At 71.7% G+C, this 20,281-nt stretch carries 17 protein-coding genes; 7 read left to right on the top strand and 10 right to left on the bottom strand.

The features are described from left to right. Positions 1–16: 16 nt before the first annotated feature. Both H6726_18140 and H6726_18145 read right to left on the bottom strand, forming a co-directional pair. On the bottom strand, positions 17–1,792 hold the full coding sequence (locus H6726_18140) for a metallophosphoesterase (GenBank protein MCB9659572.1): 1,776 nt from the start codon (positions 1,790–1,792) through the stop codon (positions 17–19). Between the two features lie 1,227 nt (positions 1,793–3,019). Continuing rightward, on the bottom strand, positions 3,020–4,189 hold the full coding sequence (locus H6726_18145) for an alpha/beta hydrolase (GenBank protein ID MCB9659573.1): 1,170 nt from the start codon (positions 4,187–4,189) through the stop codon (positions 3,020–3,022). An 86-nt stretch (positions 4,190–4,275) separates the two neighbouring features. Between H6726_18145 and H6726_18150 the strand changes: the two genes are divergently transcribed. After that, the gene (locus tag H6726_18150) at positions 4,276–5,691 is read left to right on the top strand and encodes an MBOAT family protein (protein MCB9659574.1); all 1,416 of its coding nucleotides are present in this window, start codon (positions 4,276–4,278) and stop codon (positions 5,689–5,691) included. Positions 5,692–5,697: 6 nt separating this feature from the next. Continuing rightward, positions 5,698–7,335, top strand: coding sequence for a hypothetical protein (locus tag H6726_18155; GenBank protein ID MCB9659575.1), 1,638 nt, complete (start codon positions 5,698–5,700; stop codon positions 7,333–7,335). Positions 7,336–7,496: 161 nt separating this feature from the next. Here H6726_18155 and H6726_18160 read toward each other — a convergent pair whose 3' ends face one another. After that, on the bottom strand, positions 7,497–8,540 hold the full coding sequence (locus H6726_18160; GenBank protein ID MCB9659576.1) for a hypothetical protein: 1,044 nt from the start codon (positions 8,538–8,540) through the stop codon (positions 7,497–7,499). After that, a complete protein-coding gene (locus H6726_18165; GenBank protein ID MCB9659577.1) occupies positions 8,537–9,127 on the bottom strand; it encodes a sigma-70 family RNA polymerase sigma factor in 591 nt (196 codons plus the stop codon). Before H6726_18165 ends, H6726_18160 begins: the two co-directional genes overlap by 4 nt. A 286-nt stretch (positions 9,128–9,413) precedes the next feature. On the opposite strand from H6726_18165, the gene H6726_18170 reads away from it, so the two are divergent. Then, the gene (locus tag H6726_18170) at positions 9,414–10,211 is read left to right on the top strand and encodes a DUF2236 domain-containing protein (protein ID MCB9659578.1); all 798 of its coding nucleotides are present in this window, start codon (positions 9,414–9,416) and stop codon (positions 10,209–10,211) included. Between the two features lie 139 nt (positions 10,212–10,350). Next, positions 10,351–11,202 (top strand): metal-dependent hydrolase, encoded by an 852-nt coding sequence (locus tag H6726_18175; GenBank protein ID MCB9659579.1) that lies wholly within the window; start codon positions 10,351–10,353, stop codon positions 11,200–11,202. A 1-nt stretch (position 11,203) separates the two neighbouring features. Here the strand turns inward: H6726_18175 and H6726_18180 are convergent, their stop codons facing one another. After that, on the bottom strand, positions 11,204–12,244 hold the full coding sequence (locus H6726_18180) for an AraC family transcriptional regulator ligand-binding domain-containing protein (GenBank protein MCB9659580.1): 1,041 nt from the start codon (positions 12,242–12,244) through the stop codon (positions 11,204–11,206). A 60-nt stretch (positions 12,245–12,304) separates the two neighbouring features. On the opposite strand from H6726_18180, the gene H6726_18185 reads away from it, so the two are divergent. Continuing rightward, positions 12,305–12,853 carry a hypothetical protein gene (locus H6726_18185; protein MCB9659581.1) on the top strand — a complete coding sequence of 183 codons (549 nt, stop codon included), beginning with the start codon at positions 12,305–12,307 and terminating at the stop codon, positions 12,851–12,853. Between the two features lie 38 nt (positions 12,854–12,891). Further along, on the top strand, positions 12,892–14,169 hold the full coding sequence (locus H6726_18190) for a hypothetical protein (GenBank protein MCB9659582.1): 1,278 nt from the start codon (positions 12,892–12,894) through the stop codon (positions 14,167–14,169). Here H6726_18190 and H6726_18195 read toward each other — a convergent pair. Continuing rightward, the gene (locus H6726_18195; protein ID MCB9659583.1) at positions 14,140–15,834 is read right to left on the bottom strand and encodes a hypothetical protein; all 1,695 of its coding nucleotides are present in this window, start codon (positions 15,832–15,834) and stop codon (positions 14,140–14,142) included. The two genes, H6726_18190 and H6726_18195, sit on opposite strands and share 30 nt — an antisense overlap. Continuing rightward, positions 15,831–16,175, bottom strand: coding sequence for a hypothetical protein (locus tag H6726_18200; protein MCB9659584.1), 345 nt, complete (start codon positions 16,173–16,175; stop codon positions 15,831–15,833). The genes H6726_18195 and H6726_18200 overlap by 4 nt, the downstream gene beginning before the upstream one ends. 92 nt (positions 16,176–16,267) lie before the next feature. On the opposite strand from H6726_18200, the gene H6726_18205 reads away from it, so the two are divergent. Then, positions 16,268–17,626 carry a sigma-54-dependent Fis family transcriptional regulator gene (locus H6726_18205; protein MCB9659585.1) on the top strand — a complete coding sequence of 453 codons (1,359 nt, stop codon included), beginning with the start codon at positions 16,268–16,270 and terminating at the stop codon, positions 17,624–17,626. A 33-nt stretch (positions 17,627–17,659) separates the two neighbouring features. On the opposite strand, the gene H6726_18210 is transcribed toward H6726_18205, so the two are convergent. The 3 genes from H6726_18210 to H6726_18220 form a co-directional block, all read right to left on the bottom strand. Beyond that, on the bottom strand, positions 17,660–18,169 hold the full coding sequence (locus tag H6726_18210) for a hypothetical protein (GenBank protein MCB9659586.1): 510 nt from the start codon (positions 18,167–18,169) through the stop codon (positions 17,660–17,662). A 69-nt stretch (positions 18,170–18,238) separates the two neighbouring features. Further along, on the bottom strand, positions 18,239–18,949 hold the full coding sequence (locus H6726_18215) for a hypothetical protein (GenBank protein MCB9659587.1): 711 nt from the start codon (positions 18,947–18,949) through the stop codon (positions 18,239–18,241). Between the two features lie 87 nt (positions 18,950–19,036). Then, the gene (locus H6726_18220; GenBank protein MCB9659588.1) at positions 19,037–20,140 is read right to left on the bottom strand and encodes a hypothetical protein; all 1,104 of its coding nucleotides are present in this window, start codon (positions 20,138–20,140) and stop codon (positions 19,037–19,039) included. Positions 20,141–20,281: the final 141 nt, after the last annotated feature.

Raw genomic sequence — 20,281 nt, forward strand, 5'->3', positions numbered from 1 at the left:
CAAACGCAACCCCCCCTCAGCGCTCGGTCACGCGGAACTCGAAGCTCTGGTCGGGCGCGAACAAGAAGCGGTCGTGCAGCGCGGAGTAGCCGTGCACGCGCACGGTCTCGCCGTCCGGAAGCAGCTCGAGCAGGCGCAGGTTGGCCTCGCCCCCCTGCTGCGCCATCTGCCAGTTCACCAGCATCTGGTGACAGCGCGTGCCTGCGTCGGTCTCGCTCACCAGGTACCCCGTTCCGTCGCCCAGCACGTGCCCGTTGAGCGTCATCACGAAGCGGTGGCGGCGGATGAGCCGCTGCCAGATCTCCTCGCCGTCGTTCACGCCGCCCGCCGTCGCGTAGTGGTGCGGGTTGTAGCTCTGCGAGTGCAGCAGGTCCGTGTGGTCGAAGCGGCGGTCGTTGTGGTTCAGGAACGCGTGCGTCACGAGGATGCCCAGGTGGTCCGGGTGCTGCCCCATCACGTGGTCGGCCCAGGCCAGCACCTCGTCGCGCGGGCCCCACTCGAGCGCCACGATGATGAAGCGCCGGCCCCACGCGTTGACCAGGTGGTACGTGTTGTCGAGCTTGCCCGGCTCGAAGGCGCCACCAAAGGTGGGCTCGGCCGAGCGCTCGGCGTACTCGAAGTAGTTGTTGAAGTAGGTCTCGCGCGTGGAAGCGTCGCCCGAGGGGCCGTAGTCGTGGTTGCCGGGCACCATCACGTAGGGCAGCACGCCGTCGAGCAGCCCCATGGCCGAGCGCGCGCGCTGCCACTCCATGGGCGTGTTGTTGTTCACGATGTCGCCGAGGTGGAGCGCCATGCGGATGTTGAGCGGCTCGGCGTTCTGCGCCAGCCACGCCGTCTGCGCGACGAACAGGCCGGGGTAGCGCACCGCGTACACCTGCGTGTCGGGCATGACGGCGATCATCTCCGAGCCCTCGGTGAAGCGCCGCTCCATGCCCGAGAAGGTGGGGATGAGCGCGCGGGTGCGACGCTCGCAGACGTCGCGTGTGTGCGTGCGCAGCGCGGCGAAGAAGTCATCCGAGAGCTCCCCCAGCGCACCCTCGTGCGCGTCGTCCAAGGGCAGCGCGCTGAGCAGGATGCGCCCCTGTCCGTAGGCTCCCTCGAGCAGCAGCGAGCGGCGCGCGTCCCGCTCCTCGGCCATGAGCACCTGGAAGCCTGCCTGGTGTCCGAAGGCGTTCGGCACCCCGGCGCTCGGCAGCGCGAGGGCGCCCGCCTCGCGTCCGCCCAGCAGCGGGTGCTCGTTTTCGACTAGGTGCAGCGCGCTCACGGGCGCCCGGTCGCGCTGCGCGGCGTGCGTGCTGGGCAAGAAGCGCGGTGAGGGTTCGTCGGTCGGGGACTGAGCCAGCTGCACCAGCACGTTGGCGCGGTCGACGAAGTGGTAGAGGTGCGTGCGGAAGCGCTCCATGTAGGTCGCATACGCGGGGTGCGAGGCCGCGCCGCTGCGCATCACGAGCACGCCGTGCAGGCCGCTGGGTGAGCTGTCGAGGGGCAGGGGCTCCACCGCGAAGCCTGCGGCGGCCAGGCGGTAGGCCAGCGCCGAGCGCTCCAGCTGTGGGTCCTCCGGGTCCAGCACGTAGGCCGCGGGGTGCTCGCTGCACGTCCCGTGCGTGACCGGCGCCAGGCCGCTCCCACCGGCGCTGGCGCTGCGGGTGGGCGCGCACTGGCTGGTGGTGGCTACGAGGAACGCGGCGAGGGCGAGACGGAGCCCAGCGGTGCGTGCACGGGTGGCTCGTCGTGGCGCGCCGCGGCCAGCGAGCCTTCGCTGTGAGCCGAGGATGGCGTTCCCTTGGTCCATGCGCGCAACGCTAGGGCGCGAATGTCACAGCGCGCCAACAGGCGTGTCAGGCTTTGGAAACCGTTGGGGATCAACCGTGTGTGCTGCACGTGACGCCATGTAACGATCAGCGCGACCGTCAGCCCGATGAGCAGCAGGGACGCCGCCGTGGCCTCGGGGATGGAGAGCGAGTCGCGCCCCAGCACGTGCACGAAGCCCGGCACCGGGAACGACCCGTAGAGAATGAGCAGGTGCGCCACGTAGGCGAAGAGCGAGTGGCGCGCGAGGATGGCGAGCCCGCGATCGAGGCGCCGCGCCCGCCCCGCGAACAGCGACGCAGTCGCGAGCCAGAGCGCCACGCCGCCTGCGCGGAAGCCTACGTAGAGCGGGTTCGAATGCCAGAAGTCGTGCTCGCCGTAGGGGTTCACCTGGATGCGGTAGAGGGTGTAGGTGGTGCCGCACGCGAGCGCTCCGCCCACGGCCCAGGTGACCCCACTGCGCAGCCAGCGCAGCCCGCGAGGCGATGTGGAGAGCGCCGAGAGCGCCAACGCAAAGCACAGGAACGCGGCCCAGGGGAAGGCTGGGAACTGGGAGCCGCGGTGGCCGTGCAGCAGCGCCTCGAGGCCCGTCGGCGAGAGGTCACCGGGCGCGAGGTTCCACACGAAGGGCGACACCGACACCACCACGATCCCCAGCAGCAGCGCGAGCGCGGCGTGCACGCGCGGGCTGGCGATGACCCGCGCGCCGAGCTGCGCGAAGAAGAGCAGGATGCCGATCAGCTGCAGCGGACCGACCTTCACGATCTGCGCCCACACCTCGGGCGAGCGTGAGAAGAGCGAGGAGAGGCTGTGCCCCGGCAGCTGCAGCGCATAGCCCAGCAGCACGATCAGCGCGTAGCGCCGCAGACGCGCGGTGTGCTCGGGGCCCCCGCTGCGAAACGTCTCCCAGCGGGGGTACGTCGTCAGGCCGAACGCCAGGCCAGCGCCCATCAGGAACATGGGCGCGGTCATCCCGTGGAAGAGCTTGTGCAACCGAAACCAGGGACCGGTCTGCGCCGCAGGGTCCAGCAGTTCGTGGAAGAGGTGGCCCTGGATCATCAACAACACGGCGATGGCGCGCAGACGATCGAGCGCGACCCAGCGGCCTTGGGGGGGGTTGGACATGCGCGCGAGCCTCCCCGCGCGGGCGCACGTCGGCAAGCGTCAGACGCGCCGTTTTGCCCTTGAAATCATGGTGTTTCCGAAGATGTCACGGTGCATCCACCGGTGCGACACGCGCGCCACGAGGACGCCCCGGGGCGTTGCGTGGCGGGGGTGTGACAGGCCGCAGGTGCTCGGCCAGGAAGCGCAGCGAGGTGCAGCTGGCGCGGGGGTGGCGCCCCTCGCGGAAGATGGAGAAGCCATGCAGCCCCTCGCGCACTTCGACCAGCTGCGCCTGGACCCCTTCTTCCAACAGGCGGGCGTACATTCGGCGCGACTGATCGATGGGGACGACCGTGTCGCGCGCGCCGTGCACCAACAGCAACGGCGGGTCGGTGGGGTCTACGTAGGTGATGGGCGAAGCCGCCGCGCGCCGCTCGACGGAGTTTGCGGGTCCGAGAAACGCGGCGATGAGCGCGCGTGCGCCCGACCCGAAGCGCGCGTTGAGATCGTGCGCGCCATAGAACGAGACGGCCACCTGCACCGCGGGGGAGCTCTCCGTGATGGGGCACTCGGGCTCGAGCGAGCCCTCGTCGCTCGCCGTGGCCACCATCGCCGCCAGGTGCCCGCCCGCCGAGAAGCCCAGCACGCCGATGCGCGCCGGATCGATGCCGAGCTCGTCCGCGTGGACCCGCAGGTAGCGCACCGCGCAGCGCACGTCGTTGACCGGGGCTGGGAAGCGTCCCGTGCCCGTCTCGACGTCGACCAAGCGATACGAGACCGGCACCGCCGCGTAGCCCAGACGCGCGAAGGCACGCGCGGGCTCGTTCACGTGGGCACGCTCCCCCGCACGCCAGCCGCCGCCATGCAAGAGCACGATGGCGGGCTTGGGCTCTTCGCCGGGCGCGCGGAACACGTCGAGCGCCAGGTCTTGCCCGTCTGCCCGCGCGAACACGCGGTTGCGCGCGCGCACCCAGTCGGGGTGGTGGACCGGCGTGGGCAGGAAGCACGAGGGCACCTCGGGCGGAGGGCCCGTGAGCACCACCACGCCGCTGGTGGGGGGCACGGGCGCTTGTGCGGGCGCAGGCGTCGTCGCGCCGGGAGACGGCTCGCGAGAGGTTGGCGCCGCGCGCCCCTCACTGCCCGTCTGCGCTCCCACACGCTCGGAGCCGAGCTCCTCGCACGCACCGAGGACGAGCGCCGTATGGATGAGGAGCACCACCGCGCGAGGGACACGCGGGTGGACCCCGAGGGGGTTCGCGTCGTAGGGTAGCTGCATCGTTCAACGTCGCTGTCTGCAACGGGCGCTCACTGTAGCGTCCACCGCTGGATGCCGCGAACGATTCACCCCCAAGGTCTCTTGCGTTGCTGTTCAATAGCCTCGGCTACGTCCTATTTCTCGCTGTCACGTTCGTCGCGTTCTGGTCCCTCGCGCGCCACCGGGTAGCCCGCATCTCGCTGCTCCTCGCGGCCAGCTACCTGTTCTACATGTCGTGGAGCGCGAAGTTCATCGGGCTGGTGATCGCCTCGACGGTGGTGGACTACGGCATCGGCATTGCCCTCGGCCGCATCGAGGCCCAGCGCCCGCGCAAGCTGCTCTTGCTGCTGAGCCTCACGCTCAACCTCGGCCTGCTCGGTCTGTTCAAGTACGCCGACTTCTTCATCGAGGCCACGGCCGACGCCCTCACGCTCGCGGGGGTACCCACGGAGCCGCACCTGCTGCGGCTCACGCTCCCGGTGGGCATCTCGTTCTACACGTTCCAGACGCTCAGCTACACCATCGACGTGTACCGGCGGCGCATCCCGCCCGCGCACAATTTCATCGAGTTCGCCACCTACGTCGCGTTCTTTCCGCAGCTCATCGCAGGGCCCATCGTGCGCGCCAAGGAGTTCCTGCCGCAGCTGGGCGTGCCGCCGCGCATCCGCCGTCGTGACGTGGGCGAGGGCGTGTTCCTGATCCTGTGCGGCATCACCAAGAAGGTGCTGGTGGCCGACTACCTGGGCACCAACCTGATCGATCGCGTCTTTGCGGGACCGGACCTGTACAGCTCGGGCGAGGTGTGGGTCGCCATCTACGCCTACACCTGGCAGATGTACGGCGACTTCTCGGGCTACACGGACATCGCGCGCGGCTCGGCGCGGCTGTTCGCGCTGGAGCTGCCCGAGAACTTCGACCGCCCGTTCATGGCCACGGGCCCGATCGAGTTCTGGAAGCGCTGGCACATCACGCTCAGCACGTGGATCCAGGACTACATCTACGTGCCCCTCGGCGGCTCGCGGAAGGGCGAGGCGCGCACCTACGCGAACCTGTTCCTCACGTTCTTCCTCATCGGCGTGTGGCACGGCGCAGGCTGGACGTTCGTGCTGTTCGGCCTGTGGCACGCGAGCGGCGTGACGCTCAACCGCCTGTACCGTCGATTGACGGGCGGGCCCAAAGACCTGTCGGGCTGGAAGCGCGCGGCCGTCATCCTGGTCAGCTTCCACTTCTTCGTGCTGCAGTGGCCCATCTTCCGCTCGCCCACCGTGGAACGCATGAGCGAGGTGTACGCACGCATGTTCGCGGGCGACTGGGGCTCGCTGCGCGTGCCGCCGTCCGTGTGGGTGCTCACCATCGGCATGGCGCTCGTGCACGCGTCGCCCAAGCGCTGGGTCACGCGGCTGCGCGACGTCGTGGCCGACCTGCCCGCGCCTGCGCTGGCCGTCACGTCGGCGGCGGTGGCTGCGGCCGCGCTGTACGTGGGATCGCAGCAGGCTGCCCCGTTCATCTACTTCCAGTTCTGATTCGTCATGAGCTCTGCCGACCACGATTACGACCCTGCCAGCAACCCCTCGCCGACGCGCCCAACGGACGACGCGGCCGAGGCACGGCGGCGCAACGCGGAGGACACGGTGCGGACTCCGCGGAGCACCGCGGCGGCCTCTCCGAATGCGACCGGCGAGGACCAGCCGAGCGACGGTGTGCGCTACGGGCTCGTGTTGCTGCTGTGCCTGGGCGTGTGCGCGGCCCTCCCGTACGCGGCGCTCGGCCTGCCGCTGACCGACGACCAACGCGACGTGCTGGAGCGCCTGCAGCCCTACCGCGAGGGCGACGCGCTGCCGCTCGCGTCCCTGTTCGAGCCGGCGCGCCAGGCCACCATCGCCGGCGCTGTGGGCACCGCCGCCGCGCCGACGGACGACGAGGTGATGGGCAGCGCGCCCCTGCCCGACGCGGCCGCAGACGCGCCGGACGCTTCCGTGGCAGCCCACGCCGCGGAGCTGCCCTTTCCCGCGAGCGCCTACGAGGGGCTCACGCGACGCATCGAGGGCGACCCCGCCGCCCTCACGCACTTCTACGAGTCGCTGCGCGCGCTGACCCCAGGGCACCCCGGCCCAAAGGCGCGCATCCTGGTCTACGGCACGTCCATGAACGGCGCCGACCGCCTGACGCGCACGCTGCGGCACGAGCTGGGCGCGTACTTCGGCTACGGCGGCAAGGGCTTCGTCCCCATGGCGCGCGGCTGGCAGTCGCAGCGGCACAAGGACGTGCGCTGGACCCACGAACGCTGGCGCACGAACGTCGTGAACCGAGGGCTCATCCTGAACGGACGCTACGGGCTGGCCGGGGTGCTGGCGCGCAACGGCGCGACCGGCGGCGAGAGCGAGTTCGGCACCGTGCGCGACGGCCCCGTGAACCGCCGCGTGAACCGCTTCGAGTTGTACTACCAAGAGCAGCCCGAGGGCGGCGACGTGGCGTACAGCGTGGACGAGGGCCCGTTCCGGACGCTCGGAACGGACGGCCCCGTGGTGCGTGACCGAGTGCACGCCATCGAGGTGCCCGAGGGGCCGCACGCGCTGCGGGTGCGCGCGGCGGGCGGCAACCTGCGGCTGTACGGCGTGGTGATGGAGTCCGAGCAGAGCGGCGTGGTGGTGGACGCGGCGTCGCTGGTGGGGGCCTACACGCGCGTGCTGCTGCGCTTCGACGAGGCGCACTGGGCCGAGCAGCTGCGCCTGCGTCAGCCGGACCTCTTGCTGTTCTGGATGGGCGGCAACGACGCGGGCGTGAACGCCGACCTGGACGCCCCAGCGTTCCAAGCCACGTACGTGGAGGCGCTGCGCCGTGCGCGGGCAGGGCGGCCGGAGGCTTCCTGCCTCGTGATGAGCGTGCTCGACAAGGGCATGATGGTGCGCGGCCAGGTGCGCAGCATCCCGCGCGTGCTGCAGGTGGTAGCCGCCCAGCGCGCCGCGGCCGCCGAAGCGGGGTGCGCCTTCTTCGACGCCCACGCGGCGACGGGAGGTGAGGGCACGATGCGGCGCTGGCGTGCGAACCGGCCCGTGCTGGTGATCTCGGACCTGGGGCACCTGACCGACCACGGCTCGCTGGTGGTGAGCACGCTGCTGCTGAAGGCGCTGCTGGCGGGCTACGCCGAGCACGTCGCAGCCCGTTGAGTGGCGGGGGGACTCCGAGCACGTCGCGGCGCGTCGAGTGCTGGCGTGAGACGCCGAGCCCCTCCCTGCATGTTGAGTGACGAAGACAGCGCGCAGGCACACTCACGAGTGTGTCGGACAGGACGCAGCGAGCGGCGCTCACGTGCGGCAGCGGCGAACGCTCAGGGCTCACCCACGCACGAAGCGCGCACGGCGGCCGCGCTGGGGCCGTTGCCCTGCCCGAGCGTGCCCGCCACCTGACGCGCTTCGGCCGTGCGCCCGAGCGCGCACAGCGCACGCACGCGGATGGCGCGACGCTCGGGGCCCAGCGGGTCTCCCTCGGGCAAGCGCGTGGTGAGCTCGAGCGCCTCGCTGGGCCGCCCGGCGGAGAGCGCGTTGCGCGCGCGCAGCAACCGCGCCGCTTCGCGCGCGAGCAGGCTGGGCTCGCTGGGCATGGCGGCGCCGCTCGCGGTGTGCGCCGAGTCCGCCGTCCCAGCCACGTTCGAGCCGCGTTCCGCGCTCGCGCCCTCGTCGTTCGCCGGGGGGTTCCCGCTCTCGGTGGAGTCCTGCCCAGCGCCGGCGCTCGAGCCTACGAGCGCGCCGCGCGACCGCGCGCGCGGTGTTCCCGCCAGCGTCGAGGGTGACGCCGCTCGACTAGAGGCCGCGCCTTCCCCCTCGGACGCGGTGCCGCTGCCCACCGACGTTGGGTCCTCCAGCGCCAGGCCCGACGGCGCGGCTGCCTCGTCCTGCGCATCGCCCGCGCGGGCAGGCTCGCCCGAAGCGCCCGAGGACGTCGCGGCCCCGGTGGGCGCAGCCCCCGCAGATCCGGAAGCCGTCTCGCTCTCGGTTGGCCCAGCCGTCTCGTCCCCCGTCCCTGCGCTCGCCCCGTCAGCGGGGGCTCCATCGCGCAGGCTGAGGGTCAGCCCACCCAGCACGGCCAGCGTCAGCACCGCGAGGCCCACCCAGCGCACCGTAATGGACGCGGCCCCACGACCGCCCGCCGCCACACCGGCTTGCCCCGCGCCACCCACCCCCTGCGAGGTGGGCTCCGTCGGCACGGTCGCGCGCGCTGAGAGCGCCGCGTCGAGCCCCGCGCGCACCCGCGTGGCGTCGGCCGCCGTGGGCTCGAGCGCGCGCTGTGCGTCGGCCAGGAACGCCTCGTAGTCCGCGCCCAGCTCGAGATCATCCGTGCCTTCTGGCCCGTGTGGATCGTGCGGCGCGCTCATGGGCTCACCCCCTCGCTGCGCAGGGCCGCGAGCCGCCGCGCGATGGTCTGCCGCGCCAGGCGCAGGCGCGACGAGACCGTGTTGGGGCTGATGTCCAAGGCCTCCGCGATCTCGGCGGCGGTCATGGCCTCGAGCTCGGTCAGGGCCCACACCTCGCGCTGCTCGTCGGGCAGCGCGGCGAGCACGGCCAGCACCCGGTCACGCGCCTGCCCACGCGCGACGGTCAGCTCGGGGTCGGCGGCAGGCTCCACCAGCGCCTCCACCTGGTGGTCCGTGGGCCGCTTCACCAGCCTGCGCCGGTTGCGCACCAGGTTCACGAGGATGCCCGTCAGCCAGGTCTTGGGGCTGGAGCGCCCCTCGAAGGCCTGGTGCTTGCGCAGGGCGACGATGAACACCTCCTGCACCACGTCGTCCAGCTGCGCCTCGCTCACGCCCAGCGCGCGCGCCGTGCGGAACAAGGTGTTGAAGTGCGCCCGGTAGAGCGCGTCCAGGTCCAGCCCCGCGCGCTCGTCGCGCACCCCCGCCTTGTCGCCGCGCGCGGCGCGAGAGCTGGGCTGGAGGTGGGTGAGCAGCAGGCTGAAGAACATGGGCGCGCCGATGGGGGAGTCCCGTTATCCCCCTTCCGTGTGCGTCGTGGCCAGGGCTCGTCAGTCTTTCTGCATCACCGAGTGAGATTGGCGCCATGGGCGTGCCTGGCTGGCCCCGGAGCACGCCGGGCTGGCCTCGGGCCGCACCGAGCTGTCCAGTGACCGAGCGGTCATGGCATACTCGTGGTGCCCCTGTCCCCGCCCCCCCATCTGAGGAGGCCCCGTGAACCCAGCCCTCGCCGAGACCACGTCGCCGCCCCTGCGCCTGCCCATGCTGGAGCGCATCATGCACGACGCGCGCTCCCTGTTCCCGGGCGGTAGCGCTGGGCTGCTGCAGCTGATGTACCCGCCGCTGGGGGCCGCGGTGGCCGCGCAGTCGGACTTCTTCGCCGACCCGTTCGGGCGTGTCTACCGCTCCATCCCGCAGATCTGGGCTACCGTGCTCACCCCCGACGGCGCCTCCCGCGCGCGCCGGGTGCGTGACGTGCACCGCGGCATCGAGGGGCAGGACGAGCGCGGGCGCGGCTTCCGCGCGCTGGACCCAGAGACCTTCTGGTGGGCGCACGCCACGTTCACGTGGGAGATGTTCGAGGCGCGGCGCCTGTTCTACCGTGAGGGGCTGCGCGGGCTGGACCACGACGCGCTCTACGCCGAGACCGTGGCCTGGTACGGCCGCTACGGGATGAGCATGCGCCCCGTGCCGCCCACCTACGACGCGTTCACCGCGAAGTTCGACCGCGTCTGCCGAGAGACCCTCGAGCTGACCCCGGCCGCGCAGCGCGTGCTGGACATGGCGCTGGCCGGGGAGTGGCGCCCGCCTTTGATCCACGCGAACTTCAAGGACCCGCTGACGCGCAGCGCGGGCCGCGCCGTGGTCATCGGCTGCCTGCCCGTGAGCGTGCGCGAGCGCTTCGGGGTGCCGTTCACGCGCGCGGACAGGCGGCAGTTCGAGCGCACCTGCCGCGTCATCGCCGGCACCTTCGAGCTGGTGCCACCGCGGCTGCACCACGTGACGCTGCGCACGGGGCTGCGTGTGATCGGAGGCCTGACGCGCCACGAGCGCTACGAGCCGCCCGCGCGCTGAGGAAGCGTTGGTGACCGCCTGGCGCGACGTCATGGGACGCGTCGCGCGGTCGTCGCGTGCCCCGACGTGACCACAAATGACAAGCAATCTGTCCGGCGCTCCCCTCACGAGTCATTCCCCGGCGCCCTACGTTGCCTCCATGACCACCGACACGCTGCGCGCCGTCCCCACGCCCACCCACGCTCGCCCCGAGATCAAGGTCCGCCGCATGGACCTCGACTTCCCGGACGAGATGCCCGAGTTCTGGTTCGACGAGAACCCGTTCCTGACCGCGCTGCTCTCGGCCATGTCGGTCTCGTTCCCGGCGGGTGAGCGCTACTTCATCGCCAGCGTGCGGCACTTCCTCCCGCAAATCGAAGACCCGACGCTGCGAGCCGAGATCCGCGCCTTCACGGGCCAGGAGGCGAACCACACCAAGGAGCACCTGGCGTTCAACGAGATGCTGGAGCGACGAGGCTACCCGGCCAAGGCGATGGAGGCGTGGGTGGAGCGCCGCACCAAGCGTCTGCAGAAGGTGTCGTCGCCGGAGGCGAACCTGGCGCGCACGGCCGCGCTCGAGCACTTCACGGCCATCCTCGCGGGCGCCTTCATCGAGAACCCCGAGGTGCTCGCCACCATGAGCCCCGAGGCCGCCACCATGTGGTGCTGGCACGCGATCGAGGAGATCGAGCACCGCGCGGTCGCGTTCGACGTGTACAAGCAGGTGGTCGACGACGAGGCGCTGAGGCTCAGGACGATGCGCCACGTGACGGTGGTGTTCATCCTCGTGAACCTGGTGCGTACCGCGATGCTGCTGCGCACCTCGGGCCACCTCACGAACGTGCGCGCCATCGCCAAGGGGCTCGACGTGCTGTGGGCGCGGCCCGGGCTGCTGCGTCGGCTGCTCCCGCAGTACCTGGCGTACTACCGCGCCGACTTCCATCCGTCGCAGCACGACAACAGCGCGCAGGTGGAAGCCGCCAAGGCGCGCTTCCTGGGCGCGCTGGCCTGAGTCAGCGGTCGGCGCTGCGCTCCTGCCGGTAGCGTGTGGGCGTCCGCCCCGTCCAGCGCCGGAACGCGCGCGTGAAGTTCGCGGGGTCTTCGTAGCCCAGCATCGCCGCCACGCGCGCGGCGGACAGCGCGGGGTTGTCCAGCAGGCGCAGCGCGTCGCGGCGGCGGGCGTCTTCGAGCAGCGTGGAGAAGCGCGTGCCCTCGCGCTCCAGCTGGCGGCGCAGCGTGCGCGGGCTGGTGCGCAGGCGCTTGGCCACGTCGTCCAGAGACGGGTAGCCCTCGCGCCCGAGGCGCAGCTCGGCCTGCACGCGGATGGCGGTGCGCTGCTCGGTGAGGCCGCGCTCCTCGGCTTCGCGCTCGCACCACGTAACGGCGGCGCGCAGGCCCGCCGGGTTCGACATGGCGAGCGGCCGGTCCAGCAGGGCCGTGGGCGCGCGGAAGCAGGTGCTGGGCATGTCGTAGCGCACCAGGCCGAGCCGCTCGCGGACGCGGGCCGCGTGGCGGGGCTCCGCGTAGTCGAACCAGACCTCGGTCTGGCCCTCGGCCTCGGGCACCAGCGCGAGCACGCCGCGCGTGAGCGTCACCAGCGCCACCTCGGTGGTCATGCGCCGCTGGTCCTCGCTCATGGGGATGCTCGCGACGAGCTCCGCGAACGTGGTGTCGTCGTCCTCGTGGATGGAGATGGCCAGCGCGCGCCCCACCAGTGGCCAGAAGCGGCGCACGATGTCGAGCGCGTCGCGCCCGCTGGCGCTGGACAGGATGGCGTAGCCGACGCTCCCCAGCGCGGTGGGCGGCAAACGCCAGCCAAACTCCACGCCGAGCGCGGGGTCGTCGACGACCTCCCGCACCACGGCCACCAGCCGACGCTGCTCCTCGAGCGTGACACCGGACTCCAGGATCTCGCGCGGCTGCATGGCGAGCCCGGCGCGCGCCAAGAGGTCCGCCGCGCGATGACCGCGGTCCGCCGCGATCTCCAGCAGCGTCATCGTGTAGACGCCCGGCACGAACCACCGCGCCCAGTCGTCGCCGCCTTTCGCGCTCATGGCGCACACGATGCGCGACGTGGCCAGCGATGACAATCGGGAGCGGTATAGTTCGGGCCCATGTGCACCTTCATCACGGCCACGCTGCCGGCCTCGGCGGACACGCCGCGCTTCCGCGCGTTGGTCCAGGAGCACGGCCTCGCGTTCGCGCCGCTGCACAACGCCCACGTGAGCGCCCTGCTGACGCCGAGCGAGCGCTACTACCGCGCCACGCGCGCGCACTGTGACTGTGGCTCCAGCTTGCGAGGTCCGCGCGCTGAGAAGCGACTGGATTCGCAGATCGCCGGGCTGCGGGCCAAGGGCTGGAGCGAGAGCAAGATCGACAAGTGGCGACGTTCCAAGGAGCCCGGCAGGCCCCGCGAACGTGGGCGGGCGGTTGACGAGCCAACATACGATGCCTGGGTGAGCTTCCTCGCGGCGGCACTCGCGCTCGACGAGGTGCGCCACGTCGGACTGCTACAACACCACTACCGCGGCGCCGTCACCGACGAGGTGTTCCAGTTCACGCGCGCGCCGCGCACGCTCGCGGAGGTGCGCGAGGGCTCACTCGCCTGGAAGCACAACGTGCTCTACGAGGTGCGTGACCCGGCCCGCTACGAGCGGTGGTGATCGGCCACGTGGCGCGCGCCGTCGTGTAGAGTCGCCGCATGTCCTGGACTTCGAGGGTGGTGGCGGCGCCGACGAACGAAAAGGGTGCGGCGGTGAGCGTCGCGAGCCTCGCCGTGCGTGGCGACCACGTGCTCGTGCGGCACGCCGACTGGCGCGGGTCGGACCGCAGCCTGTGGGTGCACGGCGTGGAAGAGACACGCCTACCGTTCGACGAGCCATGCGCGGCGGCGTTCGCGGGGGAGGGGCGCCTCTTGGTGGCCGACGGATCGCGGCTCGTGGGGTGCGGACCATCGGGCGAGGACGCGCAGGTGCAGGCCACTCTCGAGGGTCCTCCGCAGGAGCTGTGGGTGGGGCCGGGCTGCGAGGCGCTCGTGGCGTTCGGGCCTCAGCTCGCGCTGTGGAAGTCCGGCCACGATGGGCCTCCGACGTGGAGGTCCAAGCTGGGCACGATGACGCGCGCGCGTGTCATCGCGGATGGCGCGAGCGTGTGGCTGTCGGGGGAGGACCTGGTGCTGACGCGCGTGAGCGTGGCCGACGGAACGGTGGAGGAGCGCCTGGTCCTGCCCGCGCGGGACCACATGACCACACCCTTTGCGCTCGCGTCGGATGGCACCCTGTTCACCCACGACCACGACTGGCAGCTGGCGGTGCGCGACGCGGGACCCGGGCATGCGGTCCTCGCGTCGGTGGCCGGCGCAGGTGCGGACCTGATCGACATCGGGTGCGACCCGACCGGCCGCTACGTGGTCACGTGCGCGCACCACCACACCAACCGCCAGTACGGCGGCGGCGTGCTGCTCTACGAGCGTCGCGACGCCACGCTGGTCCCGGTCGCGTTCGACCCGTTCGAGCGCGGCCTGCACGCGGTGGTCACGACCGATGGACGGGTCACGATCGCGACGCTGGACGGTGCGCTCCGGCGGTACCCGAGCCCCGATGCAGAGACAGAGCGGGACGCCGCCACCGCGCTCTCGGCCCTACCCCGCAGAGAGCCTTACGACGACCTGCTCTGGCACCCCCACCTGGTGTCCGTGTGGCTGAACACGGACGGCCCCGTCACACGCGAAGGCCGCCCGCTCTACTACGACAGCGACCACTCCGAGACCGGCGCGTCACAGCCCGCCCTGGAAGACACCCTGGCGCGCACCCGCTTCGGAGCGGCCGCCGCCCGCGTCGCGCGCGAGCTCGGCGTCACGGGGCCCATGGTGCCCTTCCTCGTCTACAAATGCAGCTACCCCGCGGCTCCGGGGCCGGTCCCGGGCGGGCACCACGGCGGCGGGTATTACCTAGGCTCGTTCGTCTACGACCTCGACTAGCTCCTCGGCCGTCGGGCTCGTCTCGGGGAGCGCCTCTTCACCCGCAGGCGGCCCCTCGTTCCGGCTGTCGGGGAACTCCGAGGGTTCCACGTCCATAGCGCGTGCCGAGCCCGCAGCGAGCTCTGGCGACGGCCCCGCGGTCACGGCCGGCGCGGCGGGGGCCTTCGCCAACAGGCCGCCCGCGAGCGCCCGGGCGGGGGCGAGCCAGGCGCGCGCGTCGAGCCCGGTGACGGCCTCGACCACGTCGGGCACTTGGCTCAGCACCTCGGTCAGGCTGCGGTTGAATCGAGCCACGCCCGAGCCGTGCTCCGCGCCTCCATCCATGACCACCACGCGGTCGATGGACGCGAGGGGCGCCGCCACGGCCTCGGCGATCTGCGGAAGCTTGTCGATCAGGAGCTGGCTGAGCGCGGCGTCGCCATACTGCTTCCACGCGTCGGCCTTGGCGGCCATGCCGCGCGCCTCGGCCAGCAGCTGCGCCTCGATGCCGGCCGCCTCGGCGAGGCCTTTGCGGCGCAAGCCGTCGGCCTCCGCTTCCCCATGGATGCGCAGCGCCTCCGCTTCGGCGCGCGCGCGCAGCAAGATGGCCTCGGCCTCTGCTTCCGCGTCTGCGGTGCGCGCGATGCGGCTGGACTCGGCGAGCAGGGACGCGCGGCGGCGGTCGGCCTCGGCGGGCTTCTGCACGGCGTGCAGCAGCTCGGTCTCGATGCGCCGGACCTCCATCTCCTCCAGCGCGATGCGCTTCTCGGCCTGCGCCAGCTCGAGCGTCCGCTCCGCGGCGATGAGCGCCTCGCGGCCACGCACGTTCTCCAGCTCGTAGGCCAGGTCCGCCTCGGCCTTGGCGCGCGCCACCGACGCGCTGCGGGCGTGCTGGTCGCGGTCGCGGCCGGCCTCCGCTTCGGAGAGCGCGCGCTCGGTCTCGATCGCGGCCAACCGCGCCGTGCGCTGCGCCTCGCTCTGCCGCACGGACGAGAGCTGCTCGGCTTCTGCGGTGCCGATGAGCGCGTCACGCCGCGCGCGCGCCTGGCCCAGCTGCGCCACCTTCTGCACCTCGGCCAGCTGCGGCTTGCCCAGCTCCAGCAGGAAGCCCGAGGGGTCGCGCACCTCGCGGATGGTGAAGCTCACCACGCCGATGCCCATGTTCGCGAGGTCGGCGCTGGTCAGGCGCTGCACGGTCTGCGCGAACGACTCGGGGTTCGCGTGGATCTCCTCGAAGGGCAGCGTGCTGATCACCGCGCGCAGGTGCCCCTGCATCATCTGGTGCGCGATGTCGTTCATCTCGCTGCGGGACTTGCCGAGGAACATCTCGGCGGCGAGCGCCGTGGAGAGCGGGTCGTCGCTCAGCACTTTGATCTGGGCCACGCCGTCGACGACGATGGGCACGCCGAACTTGGTGAAGAACTCGGGGGTGCGGATGTCGAGCGTCATCAGCTCGACCGACATGACGTCCACCTTCTCCTTGAAGGGCACGACGAAGGTGCCGCCGCCGTGCAGCACCTGGAACTGGTGGTCAACGTGGGCGCCGGTGGCCGCGTGCGTGTAGGACGAGCGACGACCGGAGATGATGAGCACCTCGTTCGGGCCGACGCGCCGGTAGCAGCGGCTCACCAGCAGCGCTCCCACCACGAGGCCGACGAGGAGGACGAAGAGACTGGGTACGATCACGGCACACGCTCACTTTCTGGATAGGCGCAGACCTCGGCGACGCGGTGTCGGAGGTCGACGATCAACACATGCGCGCCCTGCGGCACGGCCTCCCCGTCGTGTCCACGCGCGGGCACCAGGCCCACGCCATGCGGGCCCGGGACGCGGACGGCCCCCACGCCACCGGCTGGGATGGGCACCACCACCAGGGCGATGCTCCCGCGACGTGACCCGGCGCGCGGCGGGGTGCGCGTGACGGAGCGGGCCAAGACGACGAGGACGCTCACGACGGTGACCAGCGCGAGGCCCACGGTGGTGGCTTGCAGCGCTTGGGTCAGCACGTCGTAGGCGCGGGGGTCCATGCCCGCCGCCCTATGGAAGGAGCGTGCCAGGCGAGATCACGCGGGTTTCTCGGCGAGGCGGGCGGCGCGCGCGTGGTGGAAATCCTCACGTCATGAGACAAAGTCTCACCATGCCCAGCCAGGTGCTCGTGTTGGACGCCGCTCCCCCGACGCTCGAGGCGCTGGTCGAGGCGCTGCTGCGGGTCGGCGACGGCGAGCTGAGCGTGCGCTACCACCCAGGAACCACGTTCGAGGACGAGGACCTGCGCGGCATCGACATGGTGCTGTTCGACGCGGCGACGGGAGACGGGGCGCTGCCGGGCCTCGAGCTGCTGCGCGCCGTGCGGGAGCGTGACGCGCGCCTCCCGGTGGTCGTGACGGCCGCGTCGGGCTCCGTCGCGATCGCCGCCGAGCTGATCGCCGCGGGGGCGACCGACCTGCTGGTGCGCGGGGCCCACCTCGACGAGCGCGTCGCGACCCTGGTGACCAAGATGCGGCCGCTGGTGCGCACGCTGCTCGAGAACCGCGCGCTGAAGACGGAGCGCGAGCAGCGCTTCGCGATCGTGGGGGCGTCCGAGCCCGTGCGGCAGATGGTCACGCGCATCGCGAAGGTGGCGCCGGTGCCGCGCCCCGTGCTGGTGCTGGGCGAGCGGGGCACCGGCAAGGAGCTGGTCGCCAAGGCGCTGCACGACGCGTCGAGTCGGCCGGGGCCCTTCGTGGCGGTGAACTGCGCCTGCTTCAGCGACGAGCTGCTCGAAGCCGAGCTGTTCGGGCACGAGCGCGGCTCCTTCACGGGCGCGCACAAGGCGAGCGTCGGCAAGTTCGAGCTGGCGCACCACGGCACTCTCTTCCTGGACGAGATCGGGCACATGTCGCTGCCCTTCCAGCGCAAGATCCTGCGCACGGTGGAGTACGGGACCTTCCTGCGTGTGGGTGGGCAGGCCGAGAGGCGCGTGGACGTGCGCGTGGTCGCGGCCACCAACGCCGACCTGCGCGCGCGCATTCGCGAGGGCACGTTCCTCCCCGACCTCTACGACCGCCTGGCGTTCGAGGTGATCGACGTCCCGCCGCTGCGCCAGCGGCCGGGCGACGTGGAGCTGCTGGCGGCGCACTTCTTCGAGCGCTTCATGCGCGAAGTACCCGCGTTCCACGGCAAGGTGCTCACGGAGGACGCGCTCGAGGTGCTGCGGCACCACGACTTCCCCGGGAACGTGCGCGAGCTGCGCACCATCATCGAGCGGGCGGTGTACCGCGACACGACCGACGCGCTGACGGCCGAGGACATCGGCGACCTGGGCGCCCGGAGCACGCGCCCGACGAGCACCTTCCGGGTGCGGGTCGAGGAGCTGGAGCGACGCATGGTGCACGAGGCGATGGCCGGAGCGGGAGGCAACGGCGCGGAGGCCGCGCGCACGCTCGGCCTGGCGTACCACCAGCTGCGCTACTACCTGCGCAAGTACCCCTGGCCTTGACGCACCGGCTGGCCCCGGCGGACTGGAACTGCGTCAGACCCCCAGCCGCCTGCGCACGGTCTGCTCCACGGCGTCTGTGTGGTCGATCCACCGCTGATGGACGAGGGGATCGGAAGTGCCCAGCATGCGCGATGTGGGGATGCTGAAGCACCCCGCTTGTTGCGCGGAGGAGTTGGGGGCAGCACCTGGCGCGGCGCTCGCCATGCTGGGTGGCGGCGTCACGACCTTGAACCAGACGATCACACGCGCCCCAGTGGCTGGCACGGGGATGGTGCGCTCGGCGAGCGCGGCCAGGTTGCGCGCCGCCTGCTCGGGCGTCGCATCGCGCGAGGCGTAGAAGCGCTCCTGCTGCGCCTCTCGCGGTGCGTCGAAGCAGACCTCGACGACGGCCGGGAGGGTCCCACGGATCGTCCGTTCGATGCTGAACGTGACACGGCCGGGAGCACCCCACGTGGGGTGGCTGGGCTCGCAGGCCGTGACGCGCGCGACCGCCCAGGACAGGGTCGCGTCCGCGAGGGGATCGTAGTCCGGCATGACGCCCATGCGCCGAGTCTCGCACGATGGTCCTCGCGGACACAGGATCGTGTGGCGCTGCCGATGGACAGCCGGTCTTCAGGGCCGGAGCGCGTCCGTCACGGTCCACTGGACGAAGCGCGCCTCTTGGTCGGTGAGCCCGCCCATCAACTTGACGAGGCTCTCGTCCGCGAGGCGGACCGACACGGCGTGAGAGCCCGAGCCGGTGGCCTCGCTCGAGCGGTCGCGAGGCTGCTCGGACAGCTCCGCGCCGCGGAGGTCGCTGCGCGCAAAGCGTGCGTTCCCGCGCCAAGGGACGGGGCCGTGCCGAACGCTCAGGGTGTCGGCGGTGAGGGTCAACGTGGTGCGGTTCAGGAAGCCCGCGAGCACGGAGTAGGTGAGCCCGACACCGACCGCCACGTGCGCCACCGGGAAGACCACCATCAGCCATGACGCGTCCGAGCCGAAGGCGCTGCTGTACCAGAACACGAGGAACGAGTCCCACGCGATGCAGAAGAACAGCAGGAACACGTGGTGGGGCTGGAACCAGCGTCGGGTCAGCGTGAACGCGCTCGGAGCGCGCGTGGTCGCCTCCCGGTACGTGTCTTGGAAGAGGGCGCTGGGCTCTTCGCGCGTGAGCGTGATGCTGGTCGGGCGCGCCGGGCTGGGTGGCGCAACGGCGCCCGCCACGTCGAGGGTGCTCGGGTCGATGCGGAACACGTGGTTGCACCCGGCGCACTTCCCCACGAGGGCTTCGATGTTCACATCGGACGCGGGGATCTCCGTTCGACACTTCGGACACGCGAGCACGGTGGCCTCCTCTCGGTGAGTTGCGGCGGACTCTAGGGGGCGCACCCGCCGAACTCAAGCGGCGCGGCCCTCGCATCGCGAGGCGCCTCAAGGCGCGTGGTGCATGAGCGTGACCACCGGGTCCACCTCCGTGGTTCCGTCGAGGATGGCGAGCACGGCCGGGTCGTCGGAGCGCAGCACCGTGTGGATGCCGAACGCCAGCGTGTACGTGGCCGTGATGGCCAGGCTGGTGTCGAGCGGCAGCGTGCTGCAGCCGAGGATGCCGGTGAACGAGTTGTGGCAGCCGCCGGCCAGCTGCACCCACGTGACGTCGGCGCCGGCGGAGCGTGCAAACAGCTCCGCGTTGCTGGCGACGTCGGGCTGCGAGAGCCAGAAGACCGGCGCCGTCATGGCGGCGAACCCCTCGTCCGCGACCAGGCCGGTGGAGAGCCCCCCGTCGAGGGAGACCACGCCCACGACGCGCGGGTCCGGTTCGTACATGGCGAACGCGTCCAGCTCGGCCTGCACGCAGTCGGGCGCGCAGCGCGCTTCGATGGTCTCGAGGTCGAAGTCCGGGCCGCCCATGATCCACGCCGTCTCCCCGCCCAGGCTGTGCCCGGCGACCAGCACGCGCTCGGTCTCGACATGGCCGGCCAGCGGGTGGTCCGTGGGGAGGTTCGCCATGAAGTCGATGGTCGCCTGCAGGTCGTAGGCGCGGACCACGGGGGAGTCGAAGGGGCGCGGATCGGTCGGGTCCATCAGCGTGAGGCCCTGGTGGTCGGGCGCCACGACGATCCAGCCGTTGCGCACCGCCTGCCGCGAGAGGGAGTGGTTGGCACCGCCCCACGCGCCGTCTCCGTGCGAGTAGACCAGCAGCGGGGCCCGCCCGCTCGGCACGCGCACCGTGGCGTCCAAGAACGAGTTCTCGTCTCGAGACACCGCGTTGAAGCGCGTGAGCATGCCCGTCTCGTCCGAGGTGGCGTACCAGACGTTGAGCCGCAGCGTGCGGACCGCGCCCGTGCCGGGGACGGTGTACTGCGTCTCGAGGAACTGGAAGCCCGCGACAGGCGCCTCGTCGGTCGCGATGTCGGGTGCGCCGCGCGTGACGGGGACACCCGAGTCGCCTTCGCCACAGCCGGGCAGACCGCCGAGGAGCAAGCCACCGAGCACCGAGCACACCGAGAGACCGAGGAGCTGCCGAGGGATGCGCATGCGACGGGGTATCATGAACCAGCGTCGGAGCGCAGGGGGATCATGCGGAGGCGTGGGCGAGTTTCCCTGACGATCCTGGCGGCGCACACACACTCACCCGCTGGAGCCTCGCGCCGTGCGAGACTCGGTGATCGAAACCCT

It is taken from the genome of Sandaracinaceae bacterium (assembly GCA_020633055.1).
Lineage (GTDB): Bacteria > Myxococcota_A > Polyangia > Polyangiales > Houyiibacteriaceae > JADJJE01.

Bases quoted from the DNA above. Each gene is read 5' to 3' on its own strand.
- H6726_18165 (MCB9659577.1), bottom strand. From the start codon at position 9,127: ATGTTCTTCAGCCTGCTGCTCACCCACCTCCAGCCCAGCTCTCGCGCC.
- H6726_18145 (MCB9659573.1), bottom strand. From the start codon at position 4,189: ATGCAGCTACCCTACGACGCGAACCCCCTCGGGGTCCACCCGCGTGTC.
- H6726_18200 (MCB9659584.1), bottom strand. From the start codon at position 16,175: ATGGACCCCCGCGCCTACGACGTGCTGACCCAAGCGCTGCAAGCCACC.
- H6726_18190 (MCB9659582.1), top strand. From the start codon at position 12,892: ATGTCCTGGACTTCGAGGGTGGTGGCGGCGCCGACGAACGAAAAGGGT.
- H6726_18210 (MCB9659586.1), bottom strand. From the start codon at position 18,169: ATGGGCGTCATGCCGGACTACGATCCCCTCGCGGACGCGACCCTGTCC.
- H6726_18170 (MCB9659578.1), top strand. From the start codon at position 9,414: ATGCACGACGCGCGCTCCCTGTTCCCGGGCGGTAGCGCTGGGCTGCTG.
- H6726_18140 (MCB9659572.1), bottom strand. From the start codon at position 1,792: ATGGACCAAGGGAACGCCATCCTCGGCTCACAGCGAAGGCTCGCTGGC.
- H6726_18155 (MCB9659575.1), top strand. From the start codon at position 5,698: ATGAGCTCTGCCGACCACGATTACGACCCTGCCAGCAACCCCTCGCCG.
- H6726_18185 (MCB9659581.1), top strand. From the start codon at position 12,305: ATGTGCACCTTCATCACGGCCACGCTGCCGGCCTCGGCGGACACGCCG.
- H6726_18220 (MCB9659588.1), bottom strand. From the start codon at position 20,140: ATGCGCATCCCTCGGCAGCTCCTCGGTCTCTCGGTGTGCTCGGTGCTC.
- H6726_18160 (MCB9659576.1), bottom strand. From the start codon at position 8,540: ATGAGCGCGCCGCACGATCCACACGGGCCAGAAGGCACGGATGATCTC.
- H6726_18205 (MCB9659585.1), top strand. From the start codon at position 16,268: ATGAGACAAAGTCTCACCATGCCCAGCCAGGTGCTCGTGTTGGACGCC.
- H6726_18180 (MCB9659580.1), bottom strand. From the start codon at position 12,244: ATGAGCGCGAAAGGCGGCGACGACTGGGCGCGGTGGTTCGTGCCGGGC.
- H6726_18175 (MCB9659579.1), top strand. From the start codon at position 10,351: ATGACCACCGACACGCTGCGCGCCGTCCCCACGCCCACCCACGCTCGC.